General features: G+C 56.1%; 22 protein-coding genes. 7 read left to right on the top strand and 15 right to left on the bottom strand.

Features of this window, described 5'->3' with window-relative positions:
- Positions 1-23: 23 nt before the first annotated feature.
- Together GGR95_RS06545 and GGR95_RS06540 are read right to left on the bottom strand one after the other, a co-directional pair.
- Positions 24-1,220 (bottom strand): DegT/DnrJ/EryC1/StrS family aminotransferase, encoded by a 1,197-nt coding sequence (locus GGR95_RS06545; RefSeq protein ID WP_184564037.1) that lies wholly within the window; start codon positions 1,218-1,220, stop codon positions 24-26.
- Between the two features lie 3 nt (positions 1,221-1,223).
- Entirely contained in the window at positions 1,224-1,895 is a 672-nt protein-coding gene (locus GGR95_RS06540; protein ID WP_184564036.1) for an HAD-IIIA family hydrolase, read from the bottom strand.
- Between the two features lie 143 nt (positions 1,896-2,038).
- On the opposite strand from GGR95_RS06540, the gene glmU reads away from it, so the two are divergent.
- Positions 2,039-3,391: a bifunctional UDP-N-acetylglucosamine diphosphorylase/glucosamine-1-phosphate N-acetyltransferase GlmU gene (gene glmU / locus GGR95_RS06535; RefSeq protein WP_184564034.1), complete on the top strand. Its 1,353-nt coding sequence runs from the start codon at positions 2,039-2,041 to the stop codon at positions 3,389-3,391.
- Positions 3,392-3,479: 88 nt separating this feature from the next.
- Here glmU and GGR95_RS06530 read toward each other — a convergent pair whose 3' ends face one another.
- A complete protein-coding gene (locus GGR95_RS06530) occupies positions 3,480-4,010 on the bottom strand; it encodes a hypothetical protein (RefSeq protein WP_184564032.1) in 531 nt (176 codons plus the stop codon).
- 87 nt (positions 4,011-4,097) lie between these two features.
- On the opposite strand from GGR95_RS06530, the gene moaA reads away from it, so the two are divergent.
- From moaA to GGR95_RS06515, 3 genes are read left to right on the top strand one after another with little or no spacing between them, the layout of a single operon-like run.
- The gene (gene moaA / locus GGR95_RS06525; RefSeq protein WP_184564594.1) at positions 4,098-5,105 is read left to right on the top strand and encodes a GTP 3',8-cyclase MoaA; all 1,008 of its coding nucleotides are present in this window, start codon (positions 4,098-4,100) and stop codon (positions 5,103-5,105) included.
- 5 nt (positions 5,106-5,110) lie between these two features.
- Positions 5,111-6,388 carry a 3-deoxy-D-manno-octulosonic acid transferase gene (locus GGR95_RS06520; protein ID WP_184564030.1) on the top strand — a complete coding sequence of 426 codons (1,278 nt, stop codon included), beginning with the start codon at positions 5,111-5,113 and terminating at the stop codon, positions 6,386-6,388.
- Complete coding sequence (locus tag GGR95_RS06515; RefSeq protein WP_184564028.1) at positions 6,385-7,419, top strand: glycosyltransferase family 4 protein; 1,035 nt, start codon at positions 6,385-6,387, stop codon at positions 7,417-7,419. The genes GGR95_RS06520 and GGR95_RS06515 overlap by 4 nt, the downstream gene beginning before the upstream one ends.
- A 68-nt stretch (positions 7,420-7,487) precedes the next feature.
- Here GGR95_RS06515 and GGR95_RS06510 read toward each other — a convergent pair whose 3' ends face one another.
- The 5 genes from GGR95_RS06510 to GGR95_RS06490 all read right to left on the bottom strand — a co-directional run bounded on the left by GGR95_RS06510 (position 7,488) and on the right by GGR95_RS06490 (position 14,455).
- Positions 7,488-8,651 carry a M20 aminoacylase family protein gene (locus GGR95_RS06510; RefSeq protein ID WP_184564026.1) on the bottom strand — a complete coding sequence of 388 codons (1,164 nt, stop codon included), beginning with the start codon at positions 8,649-8,651 and terminating at the stop codon, positions 7,488-7,490.
- Positions 8,652-8,727: 76 nt separating this feature from the next.
- On the bottom strand, positions 8,728-9,894 hold the full coding sequence (locus tag GGR95_RS06505; RefSeq protein ID WP_184564024.1) for a M20 aminoacylase family protein: 1,167 nt from the start codon (positions 9,892-9,894) through the stop codon (positions 8,728-8,730).
- Between the two features lie 12 nt (positions 9,895-9,906).
- The gene (locus GGR95_RS06500) at positions 9,907-11,250 is read right to left on the bottom strand and encodes an NAD(P)/FAD-dependent oxidoreductase (RefSeq protein WP_184564022.1); all 1,344 of its coding nucleotides are present in this window, start codon (positions 11,248-11,250) and stop codon (positions 9,907-9,909) included.
- A gap of 13 nt (positions 11,251-11,263) precedes the next feature.
- Positions 11,264-12,427, bottom strand: coding sequence for an acetylornithine deacetylase (argE, locus tag GGR95_RS06495; protein WP_184564020.1), 1,164 nt, complete (start codon positions 12,425-12,427; stop codon positions 11,264-11,266).
- A 195-nt stretch (positions 12,428-12,622) separates the two neighbouring features.
- Positions 12,623-14,455: an ABC transporter ATP-binding protein gene (locus GGR95_RS06490; RefSeq protein ID WP_184564018.1), complete on the bottom strand. Its 1,833-nt coding sequence runs from the start codon at positions 14,453-14,455 to the stop codon at positions 12,623-12,625.
- Between the two features lie 356 nt (positions 14,456-14,811).
- Here GGR95_RS06490 and GGR95_RS06485 point away from each other — a divergent pair, with 356 nt between their 5' ends.
- The 3 genes from GGR95_RS06485 to GGR95_RS06475 all read left to right on the top strand — a co-directional run bounded on the left by GGR95_RS06485 (position 14,812) and on the right by GGR95_RS06475 (position 18,685).
- Complete coding sequence (locus tag GGR95_RS06485) at positions 14,812-16,521, top strand: peptide ABC transporter substrate-binding protein (RefSeq protein ID WP_184564016.1); 1,710 nt, start codon at positions 14,812-14,814, stop codon at positions 16,519-16,521.
- 123 nt (positions 16,522-16,644) lie between these two features.
- Positions 16,645-17,712 carry an ABC transporter permease gene (locus tag GGR95_RS06480; protein ID WP_184564014.1) on the top strand — a complete coding sequence of 356 codons (1,068 nt, stop codon included), beginning with the start codon at positions 16,645-16,647 and terminating at the stop codon, positions 17,710-17,712.
- A complete protein-coding gene (locus GGR95_RS06475) occupies positions 17,705-18,685 on the top strand; it encodes an ABC transporter permease (RefSeq protein ID WP_184564012.1) in 981 nt (326 codons plus the stop codon). The genes GGR95_RS06480 and GGR95_RS06475 overlap by 8 nt, the downstream gene beginning before the upstream one ends.
- Before the next feature lie 64 nt (positions 18,686-18,749).
- Here the strand turns inward: GGR95_RS06475 and GGR95_RS06470 are convergent, their stop codons facing one another.
- From GGR95_RS06470 to GGR95_RS06440, 7 genes are all read right to left on the bottom strand, one after another.
- A complete protein-coding gene (locus tag GGR95_RS06470; RefSeq protein WP_184564010.1) occupies positions 18,750-19,322 on the bottom strand; it encodes a helix-hairpin-helix domain-containing protein in 573 nt (190 codons plus the stop codon).
- Positions 19,323-19,482: 160 nt separating this feature from the next.
- A complete protein-coding gene (locus tag GGR95_RS06465) occupies positions 19,483-19,710 on the bottom strand; it encodes a hypothetical protein (RefSeq protein WP_184564008.1) in 228 nt (75 codons plus the stop codon).
- Between the two features lie 100 nt (positions 19,711-19,810).
- Complete coding sequence (locus tag GGR95_RS06460; RefSeq protein WP_184564006.1) at positions 19,811-20,320, bottom strand: hypothetical protein; 510 nt, start codon at positions 20,318-20,320, stop codon at positions 19,811-19,813.
- A gap of 201 nt (positions 20,321-20,521) precedes the next feature.
- Complete coding sequence (locus tag GGR95_RS06455; RefSeq protein ID WP_184564004.1) at positions 20,522-21,961, bottom strand: NAD(P)(+) transhydrogenase (Re/Si-specific) subunit beta; 1,440 nt, start codon at positions 21,959-21,961, stop codon at positions 20,522-20,524.
- A gap of 13 nt (positions 21,962-21,974) precedes the next feature.
- The gene (locus tag GGR95_RS06450) at positions 21,975-23,549 is read right to left on the bottom strand and encodes a Re/Si-specific NAD(P)(+) transhydrogenase subunit alpha (RefSeq protein ID WP_184564002.1); all 1,575 of its coding nucleotides are present in this window, start codon (positions 23,547-23,549) and stop codon (positions 21,975-21,977) included.
- 290 nt (positions 23,550-23,839) lie between these two features.
- Positions 23,840-24,547 carry a porin gene (locus tag GGR95_RS06445; protein WP_184564000.1) on the bottom strand — a complete coding sequence of 236 codons (708 nt, stop codon included), beginning with the start codon at positions 24,545-24,547 and terminating at the stop codon, positions 23,840-23,842.
- Between the two features lie 241 nt (positions 24,548-24,788).
- Positions 24,789-25,568, bottom strand: a complete 780-nt coding sequence (locus GGR95_RS06440; protein WP_184563998.1) for a gamma-glutamyl-gamma-aminobutyrate hydrolase family protein — start codon at positions 25,566-25,568, stop codon at positions 24,789-24,791.
- Positions 25,569-25,796: the final 228 nt, after the last annotated feature.

Raw genomic sequence — 25,796 nt, 5'->3', positions numbered from 1 at the left:
GAACCGGCGCAAGCATTTTTATCTCAGTGAGGGGCTTGATACACCCGACCGACCTCATCTCTGATGATCCGCGCAATCAGGGCGCAATCCTCAAGGCTGAAGGTCAACGGCACCCGCATATCGATGATGCCTGCCAGAACGCGATCACTCGCTGGCATCGCTGGCGCATCGACATAGCGCCAGCTGTCATAGCGGCTGGTAAACCCCACAGGCTCGGCATTGCCGAACCACTTTAGCTCTACCCCGCGTGCGGCACAGCGCGCCAGCAAGTCTTGCACAGCGTTTTCTCCCCAACCGTCCAGCAAGAACTGGATCGAAGACCCAACGATGGTTTCCTCGGCTGGGCGGTCAATCACCGTCAGACCCGCAGTATCGCGCACGCCAGCTTCAACTGCGTAATAGCGTTCATTCCAGCGAGCGCATTGGGTGGCAAGGTCAGCCAGTTGCGGGCGCAGGATCGCGGCGCGCAGATTGTCCATGCGGCCCGATATGTTTGGCGTCTCAAAGCGGATGGTCTCAAACACTTCGCTGGGTGGCCCCGCGAGGTGTTTCTCATACATCATATAGCTGCCCGAATACATGATCGCCCGTGCGGCAACTTCGGCGTCATCGGTCACAAACAACCCACCCTCGCCAGCATTCATATGTTTATAGGTCTGGCAGGAATAACATCCCACCTTGCCCCATGTCCCTGATGCCTTGCCCTTCCACGCCGCCCCCATCGTATGGGCGCAATCTTCTATCACTATAATGCCGCTTGCGTCACAAATCTCCATCAGGCGATCCATGTCACACAAATGCCCCCGCATATGGCTGAGCAGCAGCACATCGCCCTGATCGGCCTTGGCCGCCAGATCATCCAGATCCAGCACCAATGCAGGGGTCACACCGACAAACACAGGCACTGCGCCTACCGCAGCAATCGCCCCCGGCACAGGGGCCAGCGTAAAGGCATTGGTCAACACACGGTCTCCCGCCTGCACCCCCACAGCCCGTAACGCCGTCGCCATCGCATATCCACCCGATGCCACCGCAAGACAGTATTTCACACCCACATAGGCAGCGAACTCTTGCTCCAGCAAAACCGTTTGGGCCGTCTCACCCGCCACGGTGTTATAGCGGTGCAACCGCCCGTGGCGCATCACCGCAACCGCGGCTTCGATGCCTGCTTCGGGAATGGGTTCTTGTTGCGTGAAGCTACCTGTAAAGACCTCGCTCATGGCTTACGCCTTTCCCAGCAGCGTCTCGACAAGGTCCGGCAAATCCTCATAGCGTTCAAGCAGCGCCTCTGGCTCCAGCGCCGCCATATTTTCGCCCGACGGGCCAAATGTCACAAGGATCGACGGCGTGCCAGCAGCGCGTGACGTGTTGCGATCCGTGTCGCTATCGCCCACCAACACACATTGCGCAGGATCACCGCCAGCACGGCGCACAGTCTCGTTCAAATGCTCTGGGTCAGGTTTGCGCACAGGCAGCGTATCCGCGCCCAACACGGCGGCAAATTGGTCCAGCACCCCCAACCGCGTCAGCAATTCCCGCGCAAGGCCTTCGGGTTTATTGGTACAGATCGCCACCAGATAACCGCGTTTTTTCAACTCGGCCACAGCATCCATTGCGCCATCATAAAGGCGGGTATGTGTGTCGATGTCGCGCTCGTAGTGAAAAAGCAACGCGTCGTAATATTCGTCAATCAGAGGATCATCATCTTTGCGGCCCATGCGTGACATGCCCAGCCGCAACATTGCCCGCCCGCCGCGCAGCGCCACCCCTGCATCGGCCACAGGGTCCAGCAGATCACCTGCCTCCATGTCACGAAAACACGCATTGGCCGCCGAGATCAGATCACCGCTGGTGTCGGCCAAAGTGCCGTCCAGATCGAATACCACTGTCTTCATTGTCATCCCCTATTTATCACCCGAATTGCGTACCCTGCGCCCCACAGCGTTGCAAGCTACATCGCAGCGCCCTTCAAAGCCTGCTTGCACCAAACAGCACATCCGTTAAACAGATAAAAACCCAAGCGAAGAACGGATCAGCCATGAAAACCAGCCTCATCATCCTTGCCGCAGGCATGGGCACACGCATGAACTCTGAAATGCCAAAGGTTCTGCACGCCATCGCAGGTGATCCGATGCTGGTACATGCCATGGCGGCTGGTGCCACGCTTGAGCCTGAGCACACGATTGTTGTTGCAGGTCACGGGGCCGACCAAGTCACTGCCGCCGCCCACGCCTATGATGAAACCGCCACTGTTGTGCTGCAAACCGAGCAGTTGGGCACCGCCCATGCCGTGGACCAAGCCAAAGAGGCACTGGCAGGTTTTGACGGGACGGCGATTGTCCTTTACGGCGACACGCCTTTTGTCTCACCCGAGACATTGGAGCAAATGATGGAAGCCTCTGCCGCGGCTGATGTCGTTGTTTTGGGCTTTGAGGCCGCTGATCCAGGCCGCTATGGCCGTTTGGTCATGAATGGCGACGCGCTGGAAAAGATTGTCGAGTTCAAAGACGCCAACGAGGCCGAACGCGCCATCACCCTATGCAACAGCGGTGTCATCGCCTGTAACGCAGCCTTGCTTTTTGACCTGATTGCAGCCGTGGACAACAAAAATGCCTCCGAGGAATATTACCTCACTGACATCATCGGGCTTGCCAATGCACGCGGACTAAAGGCAACAGCTGTCACCTGCGACGAAGCCGAAACGCTGGGCGTCAATTCACGGGCGCAACTGGCACAGGCCGAAGCCGCCTTTCAGGCCCGCGCCCGTGCGATCCTGATGGAAGACGGTGTAACGATGCAAGCGCCCGAAACCGTATATCTGGCCCGTGACACCTATATTGGCCGCGATACGGTGATTGAACCCAACGTGGTCTTTGGCCCCGGTGTGACGGTTGAATCCGGTGTGCTGATCCGCGCCTTCAGCCATCTTGAGGGCTGCCATGTGTCGCGCGGTGCCACTGTCGGGCCATATGCCCGCCTGCGCCCCGGTGCCGAGTTGGAGGAAAACACCCGCGTCGGCAACTTCTGCGAGGTCAAAAACGCCACCATCGCCGAGGGCGCCAAGGTCAACCACCTCAGCTATATCGGTGATGCTTTTGTTGGGGCGCGTGCGAATATCGGTGCAGGCACCATCACCTGCAATTATGATGGCGTGATGAAACACCACACCCACATTGGCGCCGATGCTTTCATCGGGTCCAACACCATGTTGGTCGCCCCCGTGCACATCGGCAACGGCGCGATGACGGGCTCAGGCTCGGTCATCACATCGGATGTCGAAGCGGATGCGCTGGCGTTGGCGCGTGCGCCACAGGTCGAGAAACCCGGCATGGCGCGTAAACTGATGGAAATGCTGAAAGCGAAGAAAGCCAAATTGCAGCGCGGCAGCTGATTGGTGTTAGCCTGAATCTATCACAGCAGCCTCCTTGATACACATCGAGGCTGCTGCGGTATTTAAGTCTGCGCAGTTGAGCGGATCTCTAACCGTCTGAGGTAACTGTCAGCTCTGTCAGCTCTGTCAGTGACGCCTCAATGAGCCGCATCGCAGGCAGCGACAAGCGGCTCCCCCCCGTGGCGGGGCCATCGATCGGGATCAACCTGACCGCCGAGGATTTTCCATTTGCCTTGTTGGTCACACGCCCCATTGTTTCGGATTTCACCAGCGGCGTCTTAAGCCAGAATCCCGGCTCTGTCGGGCTGCCGAGGCTTGCCACGGTTGACCCAAGTGATTTTGTGCCAGTTTGCGGCGCAACAGGAGCCGCCGCTTTTTTGCGTTGCTCTGGCGTGGTGGTATCCAGCGTTGCTTGGGTATTCGCCGCCCGCGATGGCGGCGGCGCGGTTGTCACCACGGGATCGACGGTAGGTGCTGCCGCTTGGGCCGCCTGCCCTTCGGGTAGCGACGCAGCAGGCGCTTCAACGGATTTCTTTTGACCGATGCCCAATTGGGCACAGGCACTTAGCGACAAAGCAGCGGCAAGCGCTGTGACGAGGGGCATGGGTATACGTTTCATAACACAATGATAATGCAGGTTCACGTTCACTCCAACCCCTGCAAATCATCCTTGCCCCCTTTCCATGCCACCTATACCACTGAAGGCATGAATACCCCATTGATTGACCCCTTCGCTCGCGCCATCACCTATCTGCGCGTATCCGTCACGGACCGCTGCGATTTTCGCTGTGTTTATTGCATGTCCGAGAACATGACCTTCCTGCCCAAGCGCGAATTGCTCACGTTGGAAGAGCTGGACCGCATGTGCTCGACCTTCATCGGGCTGGGTGTAGAAAAGCTGCGCATCACCGGCGGAGAGCCGCTGGTCCGGCGGGGAATCATGACGTTTTTTGACGGGATGAAACGGCATCTGGATGCAGGCACGCTCAAAGAGCTGACGCTGACGACCAATGGCAGCCAGCTGGAAAAATACGCTGCTGATCTCTATGCAGCTGGTGTACGGCGGGTCAACATTTCGCTTGATACATTGGATGAGGCCAAATTTGCCGAAGTCACCCGCTGGGGCCGCCTACCTCAAGTACTGCGCGGCATTGATGCGGCGCAGGCTGCGGGCCTTCGGGTCAAGATAAACGCTGTGGCCTTGAAAGGCTTTAACGAACCCGAGTTGGCGCAGATCACGCAATGGTGCGCCGAGCGCGATATGGACCTGACGTGGATCGAAGTCATGCCCATGGGCGACATCGGCAATGAGGACCGCATCGGGCAGTATTGGTCGCTCAAGGATGTGCGCGCGAAATACGCCGAACATTACACCGTGACCGATCTGGCCGAGAACTCTGGCGGACCGGCAAGGTATGTGCGGCTGGAGGAAACGGGCCAGAAAATCGGCTTCATCACCCCGCTAAGCCATAATTTCTGCGAAAGCTGCAACCGCGTACGCCTGACTTGCACGGGTGAAATTTATCTGTGCCTTGGACAAGAAGACATGGCCGATCTGCGTGCGCCCCTGCGTGCCCACCCCAATGATGACGCCCCGCTTGAGGATGCCATCCGCGCGGCGATCAACCTCAAACCCAAAGGTCACGATTTTGACTATTCACGCCAAACCGCAGGCGGCCAAATGCCCCGCCACATGAGCCATACAGGCGGGTGAGCCAGATGCGTGTACCGTTTCTTTACCGGACTTATGTGGCGCTGAGCATGGCACTGCTGCCTTTTGCGTCGCGTCATGTGATCAACAAGCTGCGCAAAGCAGATGTGCCGACACACCGCGCCCACGAGCGCATTGGCCACGCAACCGAGAACCGCGCAGAGGGCACGTTGATCTGGTTTCACGCGGCCTCGGTTGGCGAGAGCCTGTCGGTGCTGGCCCTGATCACCCGCATGGGCGCGGCCCTGCCTGACGCGCATTTCCTGATCACCTCTGGCACGGCCACATCCGCCGCCCTGATCGCCCAACGCATGCCGCCGCGCTGTGTGCACCAGTTCGCCCCGCTGGACGCCCCGGGCCCGCTCAAACGCTTCCTGAAACACTGGCACCCCGATGCCGCCGTCTTTGTAGAAAGCGAGCTGTGGCCCCAAATGCTGCGCCGGACCCATGCCGCAGGCGCGAAAATGGCGTTGGTCAATGCACGCCTCTCCGAGGGATCGCTCAAAGCATGGGCCAAACGGCCAAAACTTGCCGCTTATGTGCTGGATGTCTTTGATCTGATCCTGACCCAAAACGATGCCATGGCCGAGGCAATGGTACGCATCCATGCCCCCGCAGCCCGTGTCGCACGGGGCCAGAACCTCAAGTCCTTTGCAGGGCCGCTGCCCACGGACGAAGACCTGATCTTTGAAACCCGTGCAGCATTGGGCCACCGCCCCCTCTGGGTTGCCGCGTCGACCCACGAGGGCGAAGAAAAAACCGTCTTGGCCGCGCATAAACTGCTGCTTGAAAAACACCCCGATCTGCATCTTATTCTGGGCCCCCGTCACCCCGAGCGCGGCACGCAGGTTGCGCAACTGATTTCCGATACCGGATTGAGCTATACACACCGCAGCCGAGGCGATTTGCCTGAGGGTGCGATTTATCTGGCGGATACATTGGGTGAATTGGGCAATTGGTACGCGCTGAGCGACATCGTGTTTCTTGGGGGGTCGTTACTGCCCATTGGGGGGCACAACCCCTTTGAAGTTGCCCAATCAGAAGCCACTGTTTTATCGGGCAACCACGTGTTCAACTTTGCCGAAACATATGCGGATATGGAAACAGCAGGTGCCGCACGCCTTGTTGCGGATGCCGAAGACCTCGCCGCGCAAATAGATGGGCTGCTATGTGACAGCCAACGCCGTAACACGGCAGTGACCGTTGCCAAGAACTTCGTAAACGCAGAAACAGGCAAGCTCGACATTATCGCCAGCCGTTTGATTAACGCATTGGGACTTTCATGACTAATCCAGACACCATCCGCGTCATTGCACCCAATTTCAAGCGCCGCCTTTCTGGTGTCACGGCAACAGTTGTTCGGCTGGTGCCGCTACAGGCGCGTGACATCGGCATTGTTGCCACCGGCCCTGTGCTCCCTTCCCAAGTCCCACAGATACCGCTGCACAAGCTGCTGACCCTGCCCCGCAAAACCACCCGCGTCTGGCACGCCCGCCGCAATGTTGAAATGATCGGCGGGCTGGCGTTGAAATACCTGCTCGGCAAACGCCTGAAGCTGATGTTCACCTCTGCCTCACAGCGCAAACAATCCGGCCTGACCCGTTGGTTGATCCGCCGCATGGACGCCGTGGTGGCCACCTCGGATAAAACAGCAGCCTATCTTGAATCCCCTGCCACAGTGATCATGCACGGCATTGATCTGGACGACTACGCCCCCGCCGAGGACCGCAGCGCCTTACGGGCATCGCTGGGCCTGCCCGACGCACTTCTTATCGGGTGTTATGGCCGCATTCGGCATCAAAAAGGCACCGATGCTTTTGTGGACGCAATGCTGCCTGTGCTTGCGGCAAACCCAAAGGCACATGCCCTGATCATGGGCCGTGCGACAGAGAAACATGCAACCTACCTTGAGGCCCTCAAGGACCGCGTCAATGGAACTGACGTTGCCGACCGTGTTCACTTTCTCCCCGAAGTCCCTGTTGAAAACATGGCCGATTGGTACCGCGTTCTTGACCTCTATGTTGCGCCGCAACGCTGGGAGGGCTTTGGCCTCACCCCGATCGAGGCTATGGCCTGCGGCGTGCCTGTTGTCGCCACCCGCGTCGGTGCATTTGAACAGATCGTAACGCCAGAGACTGGAAAACTTGTTGATCCCGACAACATCCCAGAGCTGTCCGAGGCCATCACCAACGCATTTGCCTCCGAAACGCTTGCGCAGTGGTCAAAAAATGCCCGCCCCCATGTGACTGAGCATTTCTCCTTAGAAAGAGAAGCCGCGCAGCTTATCACGCTCTACTGCGCGTTGCTGGCCAGCTAGACCAGCAACGCGCATGGCTTTATGATCGTGCCATCGCCCCCGCAGTGATAACAGCGGGGGCATGTGTCTTAGGCCGCTGGCATACGCTGTTCAACGATCCCCGCCCACCAGCTGCACCCAGCCGGAATACCGTCATCGTTAAAGTTATAAAGCGGGTGATGCACCATGGCTGTGTCGCCATTGCCCATCAAAATATAGGCCCCTGGGCGCTCTTCGAGCATAAAGGCGAAATCCTCGCCGCCCATGACCAAAGGCGCTTCGGCACAATCGCCCGACACGCTGCGCGCCACATCGGCCGCGAATTCGGTTTGCGCGTCGTGGTTGATCATCACCGGATAGTTCCGCGTGTAATTCACCCGCGCAACTCCGCCCATAGCGGCCGCGATACCTGTGCAAATCTCGTTAACACGTTTATCCGCCAAATCGCGCAGCTCCAGTGACATGGTACGTACCGTGCCTTTCAGCCGCACTTTTTGCGGGATTACATTATAGGCATGCGACGATGTCTCGAACGAGGTGATCGACACCACGATATTGCCCACCGGATCGGCATTGCGGCTAACGATGGTTTGCAACGCTGTTACGATCTGGCTGGCCATAACGGTGGTATCCACTGTCTCATTTGGCTTGGCCGCATGACCGCCCAGCCCTTCAACCTCAATGTCCAGCAAATCAGTTGCCGCGAAAAACGGACCGGGGCGGATGGCAAAGCTGCCCAAGGGCATGCCGGGCCAGTTGTGCATGCCGTATACTTCCTGAATGCCGAAACGTTCCATCAGCCCGTCGTCACACATCACTTTCGCACCGCCGCCGCCTTCTTCGGCGGGTTGGAAGATCACCACGGCAGTGCCGTCAAAATTGCGCGTCTCGGCCAGATATTGCGCCGCCCCCAGCAGCATCGCTGTGTGCCCGTCATGGCCGCAGGCATGCATCGCCCCGTCGGTTTTGGAAGCATATTCCAGCCCCGTTTCCTCATGGATCGGCAGTGCGTCCATATCCGCCCGCAAGCCGATGACTTTGCCCGACGCCGTTGATTTACCCTTGATCACGCCCACAACGCCCGTACGCCCGATCCCTTCAACCACGTCATCACAGCCAAAGGCACGCAGCTTCTCTGCCACCGTCGCAGAGGTGCGGTGTGTTTCAAACAGGATCTCAGGGTGTTCGTGCAGATCACGGCGCCATGCAGTGATATCAGCGTGGAGTTCGGCAAATCGGTTCTTGACGGGCATGGGGGAAGTCCTTTTGTTTTCCTAAGGTTACGGCGAAGCCTAGCAAAACACAGGCCCCGCCGATAGGTCTATTACATCACGTCAGCGGCATCCGCCGCTCAACAAGTTCGGCAAACCAAGAGCATCCTGCGGGGATCGCCTCGTCGTTGAAATTGTATTCGGGGTGGTGCACCGTTGCCCCATCGCCATTGCCCAGTTGGATATATGCACCGGGGCGTTCTTCGAGCATATACGAGAAATCTTCACCTGCCATAATCGGCGGCGTGTTACGCTCAACACCCGGTGTCACGACCTCGGCGGCGTCGGCGGCATAATCGGTGTTGGCGTCATGGTTCACTGTGGCGGGATAGCCGCGCACGAAATCCACCTGCGCTGTGCAGCCCTGCGCACGTGCCGTCAGATCAACGATCTCTTGCAGCCGTTTCTCAGCCAGATCACGCACGCCAGCATCCAATGTCCGTACCGTCCCGCGCATGGTGACACGGTGCGGAATGATATTATGCGCCTCGCTGTCCGAGCGCAGCATGCAGACCGAAACAACTACCTGCTTTTGGGGGTCCACATTGCGGCTGGCAATGGTTTGCAGCGCCACGATGACATGGGCAGCGGCCAGATTGGGGTCAATCGCCTCATGTGGTGCGGCGGCGTGGCCGCCCTGCCCTGTGATGACAATTTCGAACTCATCCGTAGCCGCCAACATCGCGCCTGCGCGAATGTGGAATGTCCCCACCTCACCACCGGGCATGTTATGCAGCCCGTAGACTTCGTCAATTTTCCAACGGTCCATCAACCCGTCTTGGCACATCTCACGGCCCCCGCCGCCGCCTTCTTCGGCAGGTTGAAAGATCAGCACAACGCGCCCGTCAAAATTGCGGGTCTCGGCCAGATATTGCGCAGCCCCCAGCAGGATCGCCGTGTGTCCATCATGGCCACAAGCATGCATTTTCCCCGGATTTTTCGAGGCGTATTCCAGCCCAGTCGCCTCTTCGATCGGTAGCGCGTCCATATCCGCACGCAGCCCGACCGTGCGGCCCGACGTGCTGTTGTGCCCTTCAATCACCGCCACAACACCCGTACGGCCAATGCCGGTGGTGATGTCGGTGATACCAAAGCTGCGCAGCTTTTCCTCAACAAATTTCGCCGTCTCGAAGACGTCAAATTGCAGTTCAGGATACTGGTGCAGGTGACGCCGCCATCCGGTGATCTCGGCGTGCATTTCGGCAAAACGGTTTTTGATTGGCATTAGATTTCCTTTTCAAACATCAGGTCCGGGCTCCATGACCGTGCCATCGGTAAATCGGGCAAAGCGAAAGCGCGTCAGATCGTGGCCCGCAGGCCTACCTGCTGCCAAATCCGCCAAGATGCGACCCACCGCTGGCCCGATGCCAAAACCGTGGCCACTTAGGCCAGTGCCCACAATCAGCCCCTCCAGCGGGGTGTGATCAATCACGGGGACAATATCGGGCAGTGTGTCGATCATCCCTGCCCAAGTCGCCTTCAGCTTTACCTCGCCCAGCTGCGGGAACATCGCGGCAAAATCACGCGCCAGTTTCGCCATTTTGCGCGGCACGGGTTTGGGATCAAGGATGCGCATCTGTTCAAAAGGCGTGACATCCTGCCCACTCCAGCGCCGTTTGATGCCCCATGCATCGGGAAACCCTTTGGGCGCAAAGGGTTTGATCATACATCCAAAGGGATCTCTGCGCAGTTGGTTGATGAACTTGGGCAAGGCGCGAAACGCGTCAGGCCCCACAAACAATTCCGCCATACCCGAAGGCGCCAACGTATAACCTCCGTCAGCGCGGCGCCGGAAGGCCAGATTTTTACTGCTAGCCGCCGCCTGCCCGATATCCGCCAGCGGCACTGTTGCCGCGACTTGCGAGCGTACAGAGAGCTGCGGCAAGGAAATGCCGTGGTTGCGCAAAAACAATGACGACCAAGCACCGCCCGCCAACACAACACGGGGGGCGCGCACGCTGCCTTTTTCAGTGACCACACCCGCAACTTTGCCGCCTGACACGTCCAGACAGCGCACCGCACAATGTTCCACAATCTGCACACCTTCGCGTACCGCAATCGCCGCCATCGCAGGCACTGCCACCCAAGGTTCGGCGCGGAAATCGCTGGAGGTATGCAGCGCGCCCATCGGTACTTCCTTCAGGCCCGGATACATCGCCGCGATCTCACCTTGGCTGAGTAACGTGCTATTTGCTCCGTTAGGCGCCGCATGGGGGAGCCATTGTTCAAAACTGTCCATGCGTTTATTCGTATAGGCCAGATAGGTAACACCCGCCTGCACAAGCCCAACCGCGTCATTGGTTTCGCGTGACAACTCACCCCAAAGGCGTTGTGCTTCGGCCATGATCGGCATTTCATCAGGGTCACGGCCCTGCTGTCTGATCCAGCCCCAGTTGCGGCTGGATTGTTCCGCCGCCACCAGCCCCTTTTCCAACACCAGTACTTTGGCCCCGCCCCGCGCCGCAAACAGCGCCGTGCAAATCCCGATGATACCGCCGCCGATCACCACCAGATCAACGGCATCAGGCAAGGCCCCCGTGTATTGGGGGGCCTGTGCCGTTGTGATTGGGAATCCCGTCATGCGTTTTTGCTTTTCAAACGCTCAGGCGTTCGATCAGCTTGCGCATGAAATCATGGCCCGCGTTGAACTGGCTTACCTCAATGTATTCATTGGGTTGGTGTGCTTGGGCAATGTCACCGGGTCCACAGACAACGGCGCTGTATCCCGCCGTCTGGAAATGGCCTGCTTCGGTGCCATAGCTGACCTTGTGGCTGGAGTTATCACCTGTGATCTGACGTACCAATGTTTCCGCCTCACCGTCTTTTTCCGGCTCCAAAGCAGGCACATCAAAGCGCGGCGTGATATCGATCCGCGTGTCAGGCACAACCGCTTGCATTTGCTCTTCGACTTCGCGAACTTTTTGGAGATATGCAATTTCCCACTGCTCTTTATCTTCGCCGGGGACCACACGGAAATCCATCGCGAAATGGCAATCTTTGGCTGTGATGTTATGCGCCGTCCCGCCCGAGATCATGCCCACATGTGCCGTTGTAAAGGGCGGCTCGAACATCGCGGCCAGATCGGTTGGTTTGGCGGCCATGTTGGCTGTGTTCTGTTCATTCGCCCATTCAATCAGTTTAGCGGCTGCCATGATCGCATTTACACCTGTGTGTAGCAGTGACGAATGCACCTCAAAACCAACCACATGAGTGTTGAAGCCAGAGCCCCCTTTATGGCCCGTTACCGCTTGCATGCTAGAAGGCTCACCCACGATCACAGCCGTGCCTTTGGGCACCACGCCCTGCATCGCAGCAATCAACGGGGGCGCACCTGCACAACCGATTTCTTCATCAAAGCTCAGCGCAATTTGCAGCGGGCGCTTTACGTCGCCGTAATGCGCCTCAACCAAGGCCCAGATGGCCAGCGCGTCAAAACCTTTCATATCGCAGGTGCCGCGCCCGTAATATTTGCCGTCTCTTTCGACCACAGAAAACGGGTCGCTCTCCCACGGCTGGCCATCAATCGGCACTACGTCCGTATGCCCCGACAAGACAATCGCGCCTTCTACGTCAGGCCCTGCATGGGCAAACAACCCATGTTTTGGCTGTTCAGGGTCAATATAGCGGTGGGATTTGATGTCATGCGACGCCAGATATTCCTCAACCCAATCGATCAGCGGGATGTTTGTATCACGCGACACAGTGGGAAAGCTGATCAGCTTTTCCATAATCTCAAAAGGGCTCAGACGGTCTACCATTGTTGGTCTCCAGTGGAATGCGCGCAGCTGCGCAAATTTTAAATCTTGTTACACGCAAGCGCCCCTGCGCTAACGTAGGAGGAAAGCTCTGGGTTGGTGCAAGACACCCACATCACAGCCTGATGGTTTTGGCGCCGCAAATTTGCAGTGCCAATCCGTATCAAAAAGCCATTAACGCAGTGCATGGGTCTACTCTCAATACCCGCTGTCAGTGATCAGCACCTTATGGCCCTCACCCACGTCACGGTAGACGCTTGGCTCGGCCACATAGCTGGCGGGGTGAATGGGCGACGGGATCGGTTTAAAGTTCAAATCCTTTTCCGCCTTACGCCTACGCGGATCAGCGATGGGAACCGCTTTCATCAGCGCTTGGGTATAAGGGTGCTGCGGGTTTTCAAACACAGCGCGGCGCGGGCCAATTTCAACGATGCGGCCCAGATACATCACGCCCACATGGTGACTGACCCGTTCAACCACGGCCATATCGTGAGAGATAAACAAAAAGCTCAGCTCCATCTCGGCCTGTAGTTCCATCATCAGGTTCAACACCTGCGCCTGAACAGATACATCCAGCGCCGATACTGCTTCATCTGCGATGATCAGCTTGGGCTTCAGCGCCAGCGCACGGGCAATCGCCACACGTTGCCGTTGACCGCCTGATAATTCATGAGGAAAACGGCGCATAAAACTGCGCGGGAGTTCCACGCGGTCAAACAGGTTTTCAACCCACTCGGTGACCGCCTTGCCTTTCATCAATCCATAATTATGGATCGGCTCCGCCACTTGATCCGCCAACGCCATTTGCGGGTTAAGCGATGCAAACGGGTCTTGGAAGATCATCTGCATGTCCAGACGTGCGGTGCGCAGATCCTTTTGGTTCAGCGCCATGATGTCTTTGCCTGCCAGATCAACCTCGCCTGACATTGGATTAACCAACCGCAGAATAGAACGGCCCGCTGTCGATTTCCCACAGCCACTCTCGCCCACAAGGCTGAGTGTCTGGCCTTTGTTGATGGTGAAAGACAAGTCTTCGACCGCATGAACATTCGCCACCGTACGGCGCAGCAATCCCCCCGTCACGGGGAAGCGTGTGGTCAGGCCCTTAACGGTCAGCAGCACTTCGTCGGTGCCTTTGATCGGCACAATCGCCTTATCAGGCGTACCGATCAGCTTCATTGGTTCAGGGTAGTCCTTGCCTGTCATCTCGCCCAATTTGGGCACAGCAGCCAAAAGTGCCTTGGTATAAGGATGCTGGGGATTCTCGAAAATCTCCTCAACTGTGCCCTCTTCCACCTTATTGCCGCGGAACATAACCACCACACGGTCAGCCATCTGCGCCACAACAGCCATGTCGTGGGTGATGAACATCACGGCTGTACCCGTCTCACGCTTAAGACGGTCCATCAGCGCCAAAATCTCGGCCTGAATGGTCACATCCAACGCGGTTGTCGGCTCATCCGCGATCAGCAGGCGCGGCTCACAGGCCAGCGCCATGGCGATCACAACACGTTGGCGCATGCCGCCAGACAGTTCGTGTGGATATTGTGTCAGACGTTTTTGCGGCTCGGGGATCCGCACCTGCGTCATCAGTTCCAACGCCCGCGCCTCAGCCTCGGCTTTGGTCATGTTTTTGTGCAGGCGCAACCCTTCTGTCAGTTGTTTACCAACTGTAAACACAGGGTTTAGAGCGGTCATCGGCTCTTGGAAGATCATCCCGATCTCGTTGCCCCTGATTCCGCGCATCTCGTCTTGGGCGGTGCTGGCCAGATCAACCTCTGCGCCTTCGCCACGGTCGAACATCAATTTTCCTGCCGCAATTTCGCCGCCGCCAAATTCAACCAGACGCATCAGCGACAAGGAAGACACGGATTTGCCTGATCCCGACTCGCCTACAACACAAACCGTTTCACCCGGATTGATATTAAACGAGACATCCTCAACCCCGACAACCGGACCATCTTTGGTCTGGAATTCAACACGAAGGCCTTCAATCCGTGCAATCGGAGCTTTTTCGGAATGGTCGAGCATGGCAGTCCTTTCAGGTGGCTAACGCGCTGTGCGTGTAGCGTCTTGGAGCATAAGCTATGCGCAAGCGTGAGGCGCGTCAAACGCTCTGACCGCTGATGCCCTCCCTGCCTTCTAAAAAAGTGGCAGTCGATGAGATATTCAGCACTTCCATCTGCGGAACCCTTGCATTTCCCGCAATCTATGCGTCAAATGCGGGATGTGCTTTGGGGGCTGTGGCGAGAAATGAGGCGTTTGTATCAATACGATGCAGCCGCTTTCTAATACTTACCACGCTAACACCCCCGAAAAACTGCAAATACGTCTCGGGAAACGGGGCGACAAAAGCACGCGAAAGCGTGTGCAACATGGAGTATCTTATGACTTTGAAATCCACCCTACTCGGAGCTGTCTGCATGACCGCTCTGGCGCCAATGGCATTCGCCGACGGCGAGCGCGGCCGCGACGGCCAACTGAACATCATCTATTGGCAAGCGCCTTCCATCATGAACCCGTTCCTTTCGGGTGGTACAAAAGACCTCGAAGCTGCCTCTCTGGTGCTTGAGCCACTGGGCCGCTACGATGAAAAAGGCGCGCTGGTTCCTTACCTCGCCGAAGAAATCCCCACCGTTGAAAATGGCGGCGTAAGCGAAGACCTGACATCCATCACATGGAAAATTGCTGAAGGCATGGTATGGTCTGACGGCACTCCAGTAACATCTGCGGACGTCAAGTTTACAGCAGAATACTGCATGCACCCAGAAGGCGGTTGCGCACAAGCATCCAAATTTGGTGGCGTTAAAGAAATCGAAGAAGTTGACGCGCGCACCATCAAAGTCACCTTTGAAAATGCGATGCCAAACCCCTACCAGCCCTTCATGGGCGCGCAGTCTCCGATTTTGCAAAAAGCACAATTCGCAAACTGCCTTGGCGCAAAAGCACCTGAATGCACCGAAGCCAACTTTAACCCAATCGGCACAGGCCCGTTTGTTGTTAAAGACTTCCGTCCAAATGACGTGGTTCAACTGGTTGCGAACGAAAACTTCCGTGACGCAAGCAAACCAGCCTTCTCGACACTCACGCTTAAAGGCGGTGGCGATGCCGCAGCTGCAGGCCGTGCTGTTCTGGAAACAGGCGAATTTGACTACGCGTGGAACCTGCAACTGGCACCCGACGTGATTGCCAAAATGGCCGAAGCTGGCAAAGGTGTTCCAGTTTCTGCTTTCGGCACATTGGTTGAACGTATTGAGATCAACCTGACGAACCCGTCCTCTGATCTGCCGCCAGAAACACGCGCCACACTCGCAGAGCCTCACCCGATTCTGTCAGACTTCAAAGTACGCAAAGCGCTTTCCATGGCGATCGACCGCGCACTTCTGACCGAAGTAGGTTATGGCCAAGCGGGCCGCGCAACATGTAACTTTGTACCAGCGCCTGCTCTTTATGCATCCGACAACACAGAGTGCCTGACACAAGACATTGAGGGCGCCAAAGCCCTGCTGGAAGAAGCCGGCTGGACCGACACAGACGGTGACGGTGTACGTGACAAAGACGGCATGAAGCTTGCGCTGTTGTTCCAATCCTCCACCAACGCTGTGCGTCAGGATTTCCAAGCCTTGATCAAGGATTTCTGGCAGCAAATCGGTGTTGAAACCGAACTGCGCAACATCGACGGTTCTGTATTCTTCGGCGGTGACCCGGGTTCCCCTGACACCTTCCAGAAGTTCTATGCAGACGTTGAAATGTATGCGAACAACTTTGACGGTACAGACCCACAGGCCTACCTTGGTTCACGTCGTTGCGGCGCCGAGCCAAAACCAGCCAGCCAGTGGCAGGGTGAAAACATCAACCGTTTCTGTGATCCGGCATATGACGCATTGCTCGACGAGCTGGGCCGCACAGGCGAGCTTGAAAAGCGCGGTGAAATCGCCCGCAAGCTGAACGACATGCTGACAAAAGACACAATGACCATCCTTCCACTTGTGGACCGTGGCCGCGTTTCTGGGCGCTCCGTTACATTGGGCGGCGTTGTGCTTAATGTTTGGGACTCCGAGCTGTGGAATGTCGCAGATTGGTACCGTGTAAACTAAATTCCGTTGATGTGAGGTTAACCTCGCTTTAATGTGAATTACCCATGCGGGCGGGGGAAACCCCGCCCGACTTCTTCCAACTGACGGTTTTTCAACCAGACTGACTCGTAAAGGCGCCGCTCGATGCTGAATTTCACCATCCGACGACTTATCCTCTCCATTCCGACGCTTTTATTTATCAGCCTCGTGATTTTTATGTTGCTGCAACTGGCCCCCGGTGATCCGATGGCCCAAGTTCCGCTGACTGTTCCCCCCGAGGTGAAACAGAAAATGCGCGAAGCTCTCGGTCTTGGCGCACCGATCCATGTCCAATACTTCAAATGGCTGTATCAGTTCTTTGTTGTTGAACCCTCTGTGTTCATCGACTTCCTCACCAACAAAAGCTTCCTGTTCGGTTGGCTGCCCGACACACACTTCAGCATGACCATCGATTCGGTCACAGGTGAACTGGTGCAAAAGCAGCGCGTGATCAGCTGGCAAACACGTTCGCCCGTCATGGATATCGTGATGCAGCGGATGCCGCAGACCCTCTGGGTCGTGGGCCTCAGCTATGTTGTGGGCATTTTGATCGCCATTCCTATCGGCATCTATTCGGCCTACCGCCACTATTCGCTGTTTGACCAAGCAGGGACATTTGTGACGATGGTGGGTTTCTCTATCCCTCCCTTCTTCACAGGCCCGTTGCTGATCGTGATCTTTTCGGTCTCTTTGGGCTGGCTGCCGTCAATCTATGACACCACATTGATCGTCGACAGTTGGGCAACCTTCAAAATCCAGTTGATGCAGATGATCATGCCTGTGATGGTTCTGGCACTACAAACAACAGCACAGATCAGCCGCTACATGCGGTCTGCGATGCTCGACAACCTCAATCAGGACTATGTGCGTACCGCACGTGCCAAAGGCCTGAAAGAAAGCGTTGTGATCATGGTGCATGTGCTGCGCAACTCGATGATCCCCGTTGTCACGGTTATTGCCCTAGGCATGCCTGCCATCTTTGGCGGCGCGATCATCACGGAAAACGTGTTCAAAGTGAACGGCATTGGGCAGCTTTTGCTGACCGCCCTGTTCGCCAACGATCTGCCAATGGTGATGACCCTTACCTTCATCTTCGCCATCCTCATCGTTCTCTTCAACCTCATTGCCGATATCCTCTACGGCGTACTTGACCCAAGGATCCGCTATGACTGATCAAACATCCGAGATGGAAGTCTTCGGGGCGCTGCAAGACAAAGAGCCCTCCAAGCCCCCGCGCAGCCAATGGCGCGATGTTTGGGATCAATTCCGCAAGCACAAAGGCGCGCTGTTCGGCGGGGGGTTCTTGCTGTTCATCACGCTGGGCGTTTTGTTTGGCCCCTACCTATGGGACCTTGCCCCAACCAAACTGGATATCCGCAACAAAGACTGGCGGCCTGTCTATACCCTGCTGTGGGATAGCGACGTCAAAGCGGGCTGGGCGCATCCCTTTGGCACAGACCAACTGGGCCGCGATATTCTGTCACAAATGATCCATGGCGGGCGTGTTTCCATGGCAGTGGGTTGGGCCGCAATGGTCCTCTCGCTGCTCATCGGTACAGCTGTCGGCGTTGCCGCGGGCTATTTCAAACGTGCAGATTTCATTCTGATGCGCTTGACCGATCTGGTACTCAGCCTGCCCATCCTGCCTCTGGTGTTGCTGGCTGTGACCCTCTTCCGCCAGCCGCTGACCAAATTCTTTGGCAGCCCAGAGTCGGGCATGTTTGTGCTGATCGTTTCGGTGATTGCGCTGACCTCATGGATGCAAACCGCACGGATCGTGCGCGGCGATATCCTTGCCCTCAAGGAACGCGAATTCATCCTTGCAGCTCGCTCTATCGGCACCACTGACGGCAAAATCATCCGCCGCCACCTGCTGCCCAATGTGATCTCGCCGATTATGGTATCGGCCACCCTTGGCCTTGCCACGGCGATCATCACAGAATCCGCGCTCAGCTTCCTTGGGGTTGGCTTCCCTTCCGACTTCCCCACTTGGGGCAAGCTGCTGTCAGATGCGGTCAACCGGATGCAGGAATTCCCCGAGCGCGTATTGCTCCCCGGTTTCCTGATCTCAATGACCGTGCTCAGCGTGAACTACCTCGGTGACGGCCTGCGCGATGCGCTCGATCCCCGCATTCGCGGACGCTAAGGGAATTTAGAGGGTGGCGAGCCTTACGCGCGCGCCACCCTCCGTTCACTGATCCAGTGTAGGATCAGCTCTTTTTCTTGGATGCTTTTTTACCAGCGGTTTTCTTCTTTTCCGCTTTCTTGGCGGCTGCCTTTTCTTTTTTCTTGGCAGCAGTTGCTTTTTTCTTGGCGGATTCTTTCGCCTTTTTCTTTGCTGCTTCGGCTTTCTTCTTAGCTGCCGCTTTAGCTTTTTTCACCTCAGCGTCGGCCTTCTTCTTCTCGTCAGCTTTCGCCTTCTTCTTAGAGGCCGCTTTTGCCTTCTTCTTGGCCGCAGAAGATTTTTCTTTTTTCTTGGCTGCACCCGCTTTTGACGTACCAGCAGGCAAAGTGATGTCCGCGTCTACAACAACCGCCTGAGCCTCTGTAGTATCAACTTCAGAGCTCGCTTCGTCAGGGGTGGCATCTTGTGACATGTTCAGCATCATCTGCCCCACGTTACGAAAGCTCGCCACGCGTGTGGGTGATATGCCGCGAATAGCAAGCAAAGTGGCATCGTCTGAATCCAGTAGCTGTTGGATTGTGTTGATACCCTTATTTTGCAGATGCCCTACCATCGCCGGGCCAACGCCAGGCAGATCGCTTAACTTTGTCATTTTCATATCTTTCAATAAAGGAAGGGCGCGGAATAGTTCCGCGCCCCAATGCCCTTAGGCCGCTTTTTTCAGCGCTTTTTTCGCTGATTTAAGCTTTGTTTCTTGGCGCTTAACTTTGCGCTCACGCAGCTTAACTTCTTTTTTCAGGTCTTTGATTTTTACTTTGTTAGCCATGTTTAGGCTCCTTTTTGGATTTGGTTTCACGTACCGGTTCGGCGTCTTTTTCGGTGCTATGCGCGCTCAGATAACCGCGGATAAACCGCCGAATTTCACGCGCAGCAGATGTGTCCATCTCGTCGCACAAGTCCAGAAATGCATTCCGCATGTCGCCGTTGATACGAATGATCAACTGGCTATCTTTGCGGTCGCTTTTGGTCTTTTCACGTCGTGCCACTATCAGTCCCCTTTCCGGTACAAGTGATGATGTATATCAGTTGTAGTGCAATGTATATACATTTTTGTACTTTTTTAATTTCACACTCACTGTGCTCAGCCTAGCCCGCCCGATGACGGCCTACATTATCGCTAACACCCATATCACTAGCGCGCCAAACGCGCAAAGAACGGCCAAGGAAACTGCCACTGGCCGCAGCGACGATAGCTGCAAACACACCCTGAAAAATAAGGGTTTGGTATAGATCCGGCGCAACCGTGCCCAGAACACCACCGACAAAATTTGCCCAAAAGATAACCATCATCACAGTCAGGGTCAGGTATTCTCCGCTCAGTTTCACCCGACGGCCCACCCGCCCTAAAATCCAACGCACTTGCAGCCTGTACCCTGCAACAGCACCAGCGCCGTAGGCCAACGCAAACACGGCCCATACAGCCGTAGGCGCGGATAAGGCAAACACCGACCGAAGCGCCATCACGCCCATCAGTGGCAAAGCGTAGATCAGCGCCACAGGGACACTGCGCTTCTTTCGGGCTCGTAAGCCCACAAAAACCAAGAGAAGCAGCAACGGCCAAACCCAAATCGGTGCTTCTGTGAATATTTTCGACATGTCTAAAACCCCTATCACTATAAACCCGTGAAGCAGAACACGTTGCCCGACGGCCAGCAACGCTTGATTTCGGACACGCCTCAGATCTGAGCTATGATACTGCCCTGCCCCAAAACAACAAAACGCCCCACCGTTTCCGGCAGGGCGTTTCAGTAACAGTCTTTGGATTGAGGGTTAATCAATCATCATGCCCAAGGGGCCTTAGTCAATCATCGGTAGCAGTTTGTCCAACGACGCTTTTGCATCACCGTAAAACATGCGCGTGTTCTCTTTAAAGAACAGCGGGTTTTCGATACCGGAGTACCCTGTCCCCTGCCCGCGCTTGGACACAAAAACCTGCTTGGCCTTCCAGCACTCCAGAACCGGCATACCCGCGATGGGGCTGTTCGGATCGTCCTGTGCCGCAGGGTTCACGATGTCGTTGGAACCAATAACAATCGCCACGTCGGTGGTTGGAAAATCATCGTTGATCTCGTCCATTTCCATTACGATGTCATAAGGTACTTTGGCTTCCGCCAGCAGCACGTTCATGTGACCGGGCAAACGGCCCGCAACAGGGTGGATCGCGAAACGCACGTTCTTACCCTGCGCACGCAGTTTGCGTACCAGTTCAGCAACGCCGGCCTGTGCCTGCGCAACCGCCATACCGTAACCCGGAATGATGATAACGCTGTCGGCCTCATTCAACGCCGCCGCAACACCGTCTGCTTCGATTGCGATTTGTTCGCCTTCGACCGCCATCTGTTCGCCTGCGGGGCCACCAAAGCCGCCCAAGATCACAGAAACGAACGAACGGTTCATCGCCTTACACATGATGTAGGACAGGATCGCACCAGAGGAACCAACCAGCGCACCAACAACGATCAACAGATCATTACCAAGGCTGAAACCAATCGCTGCCGCAGCCCAACCCGAGTAGGAGTTCAGCATGGAAACAACCACTGGCATATCCGCGCCACCAATCCCCATGATCAGGTGATAGCCGATAAACAGCGCCGCCAGAATCATCAGGAACAGCGGCAAAAAGCCACCTGTGTTAAAGTACCAAACCAGCGTCAACACCGATACAGCCGCCGCTGCGATGTTCAGCATGTGACCACCGGGCAATTTTTCGGCAGCCGATGAAACACGGCCTGCCAGCTTGCCATAGGCAATCACAGAACCCGTGAAGGTCACCGCACCAATGAACACGCCCAAGAACAGCTCAACGCGCAAGATGTTAATCTCAACCGCTGACTTCTTGGCGATCAACGCCGCAAATGTGCCCAGCTCGTAAGGATCACCGCCTGCCGCCATGAAACCCGCCACACGGCCGATTTCAAAATGCGCGATCAAACCAACGAAAACCGCCGCCAGACCAACAAGGCTGTGCATCGCTGCAACCAGCTCTGGCATTTGCGTCATCTGTACTTTTGTCGCTAGCTGATAACCGATGGCACCGCCACCCGCGATCAGGATCAGCGACAGCAACCAGAACCCCGAACCCGGGCCGATCAACGTTGCCGCAACTGCCAGCGCCATGCCGACAATTCCGTACCATACAGCGCGTTTAGCACTTTCTTGGTTCGAAAGACCGCCCAGTGACAGGATGATGAGAATAGCGGATACGACGTAAGCCGCTGTTGTGAAACCGAAATCCATTACTCAGTCCCCCTTAAGATTTCTGGAACATGGCAAGCATGCGCCGTGTCACGAGGAAGCCGCCAAAGATGTTGATCCCACACATGAAGACCGACAAAGCAGCAAGAATAACCACCAGCCCAGAGCCGGAACCGATCTGCATCAGCGCCCCCAGAATGATAATCGAAGAGATCGCATTGGTGATCGCCATCAGCGGTGTGTGCAGGCTGTGCGCCACACCCCAGATCACTTGGAAACCAATGAACACCGACAGTACAAACACGATAAAGTGCTGCATGAAGCTGGCCGGAGCAACCAGACCAACCGCCAGCAGCAACGCGCCGCCAACACCCAGCAGGATCACTTGGTTTTTCGTCTGCGCCTTAAACGCCGCCAATTCAGCCGCACGTTTTTCCTCTGGTGTAAGCGCTTTTGGCGTCTCCTTTTTCGGAGCCGCAGCAATCGCTGCCACTTTTGGTGGTGGGGGTGGGAAAGTCACGGCTTCGGCGTGGGCAATCGTTGCCCCGCGGATGACGTCGTCTTCCATGTTGTGGTTGATCACACCGTCTTTTTCGGGTGTCAGGTCTGTCAGCAAGTGACGGATGTTGGTGGAGTACAGGGTCGATGCCTGCGTGCCCATCCGGCTTGGGAAGTCGGTGTATCCGATAATGGTCACGCCATTTTCGGTCACGATTTTTTCATCCATGACGGTCTGCTTGCAGTTACCGCCCTTCTCTGCTGCCAGATCGACAATAACCGAACCCGGCTTCATCGCTGCAACCATATCTTCGGTCCACAGCTCTGGCGCTTCGCGGTTCGGGATCAGCGCGGTACAGATCACGATATCAACATCAGGTGCCAATTCGCGGAACTTAGCCAATTGCGCTTCGCGGAACTCGGGCGAGGACACAGAGGCATAACCGCCAGTTGCCGCACCGTCTGTCTGCTCTTCCTCAAAATCAAGGTAGACGAATTCAGCGCCCATTGATTCAACTTGTTCGGCCACTTCGGGCCGCACGTCAAATGCCAATGTGATTGCACCAAGGCTGGTGGATGTACCGATGGCAGCCAAACCAGCCACACCCGCACCCACAACCAGAACCTTCGCTGGTGGAACCTTGCCCGCCGCTGTGATCTGGCCGGTAAAGAAGCGGCCAAAGTTGTTGCCCGCCTCGATCACAGCGCGGTAACCCGCGATATTCGCCATCGAGGACAGCGCGTCCATTTTCTGGGCACGGCTGATACGCGGGATCATTTCCATCGCAACAACAGTGGCCCCTTTTTTGGCCGCCGCTTGCATCTTCGCCTCATCCGCAACCGGAGAGAAGAACGAGATCAAAGTCTGACCATCGCGCAAGCGTTTCATTTCCGTATCATCAGGTGCGCGCACCTTTGCAACAACATCCGCTGCTTGCCATAGCGCCGCAGCGGTTTTTACAACCTCTACGCCTGCAGCCGCATAGGCAGCATCATCAAAACCGGATGCAGCTCCCGCACCTGTCTCAATCAGGCACTCATGCCCCAGCTTTTGTAATTGTAGCGCACTCTCTGGCGTCATCGCCACGCGGCGCTCGCCTTCGAATACCTCTTTAGGTGTCCCGATCTTCACTCAAAATCTCCCAAATTTTTGTTTGGTGCCGAAACTGGCGTGTCGTAAATAATGCCCTGAAGTATCGCGCAAGAACCGGACAAACAAGCACCGCGCCCGTTTAAGACGCAGTGTTATGCAGGTTTTCGAAATGTTTTGGTGGTTTTGATGAAATAAACTCCCGATTTTCAAACCGAAACATTATTTCAATGCCTTCACTTGGCGCGCAATATTACTTCAAGGCCCTGAGAGAGAATCGCAACAAGCTGTCACTCACGGGACTAACATCGCAGCCCCGTGAGTGTCTTAGATCAAAGACCTGGCAGCAAACGCAGTATGCCGCGTTGATCAAATGTCGCACCGCGCTCTGCGCCAAATGCGATTTTGCCACCGATACCGACAAATGGTTCCGAAGCAGAAAGACCGTCCGCAGAGAATTTGGCAGAACCAACTTCTAGGAACAGATTGACGTTATCCGAGACATTGCGGTCCAGAGCAATCGTCGCGCGCGAGATGTCAAACATCCCCATGTCAACCGTATCATAAGACCCCGTCAGGCCCAGTTGGTTGGCAAACTCATAACGCGCAGATGCACCAAAGATGGTGGCATCATCGCCATCGGTACTTGTACGGCCCAGATTGCCTTCGAAATCCCACTGACCTGTTTCATATCCGGCTTCTACGCCGTATAAATCCAAGCTGGCTCCATTAACCTTTTCGCGGGTATAGAAACCGCCAAGCGATGTTGCGTTATCCAGATGGTAAATAGCGTGCACACCAATTGCGGAACCATCAAGATCGCTTTCACCCATGTTTTGGTATCCCAAATCCAGCTGCATGCTGAATTTCTGGGTGAATGCCAGTTCGGTAGAACCCTCAATCCCGAGCCGGGAAAGATCGGTTTCACTTGCGAATGTTGAATAAGACAACTTCAACGAGCCACCCGTAATTTCTACAGCGGATGCACTGGTTGCGCTAAGAAGGCCCGCACCGATGGCGGCATAGATCGTTAGTTTCATGACTGGACTGCTCCATAAATTTTACCGCCCCTTCTTAATGAGGAGCATTAAGCGCAAAATACGGCAATCTGCGGGGGCCGCAATTCACGTTTTCTTGCAGATGCCACTATAATAATACCCTGTGGCAAATATGAATCCACGGGCGCTGCGGTCACAACCAAAGCGCAGGACGCCTCCCCCAAGGCCCCTTCAATACAAGGCGTTGATGGCTTCAACCACAGCAAAGAAACAGCAATGCGCCTTAGACAGCGCGCGCCATCGCCACAGGCCGCGTGCCCGCAGCCCATTCCCGCGCCGCCGCGCCAAATGCTTCGAACAAGGGGCGCGAAACAGGGTCTTTTGCCGCCTCATATTCAGGATGCCACTGCACAGCCATGGTAAACCCCGGTGCACCGTCGACATAAATCGCCTCGGGGGTGCCATCGTCCGCATAACCATCGATAACAATACGCGGCCCTGCAACTTTGATGCCTTGCCCGTGCAGCGTATTTGTCCGCACCACCTCGGCCCCCATAACACGGTGAAACAATCCGCCCGCAGTAAAGCGCACATCATGGCGCAGCGCGAATTTCTCTTCCAGTGTGCCGTCGGGCGGCATGCGGTGGTTCATTCGGCCCGGCAATTCGCGGATCTCGGGATAAAGCGTCCCGCCCATCGCCACGTTGACCTCTTGGAAGCCACGGCAAATGCCGAAAATTGGCTGGCCGACCTCAACACAGGCGCGCGTCAACCCCAACACCAACGCGTCACGCGCACGGTCAAAATCACCATGCGCAGGGGTTTCAACTTCGCCATATTCTTCTGGATGCACATTCGGACGGCCCCCCGTCAGCAAGAAACCATCACAGCAATCCATCAGGTCTGCAACCGAAGCAAGCGAAGGATCAGAGGGCACCAAAAGCGGAACGCAGCCAGCAACTTGTGCCACCGCTTCGCTGTTCATCGCCCCGCCTGCGTGGACAAGATAGGTATCATTTATAAGATGGCTGTTGCCAATAATCCCGATAACTGGCCGGCCCATACCCTAAAACTCCAAATATGCGTAAAGTTGCACCATAGCGTAACGAGAATAGATTAAAGCCTCAACACCACAAACGCGCCCTTATGTGCATAGCCGACATGAGCGCAAATTTATTAAGCGCTTCTTACACGCCTGCCATTACGATTGTGCAAAGTCAGGCAACTTGCCCTCAAGGCCACGACTTGCCTGCCCCTTATCAGACAACTACCTCTCGCAATACTGCCCCAG

Origin of the sequence: Sulfitobacter undariae, assembly GCF_014196805.1 — a bacterium.
GTDB classification, from domain to species: Bacteria; Pseudomonadota; Alphaproteobacteria; order Rhodobacterales; family Rhodobacteraceae; genus Sulfitobacter; species Sulfitobacter undariae.
This window is presented reverse-complemented; position numbering and strand designations above follow the sequence as displayed.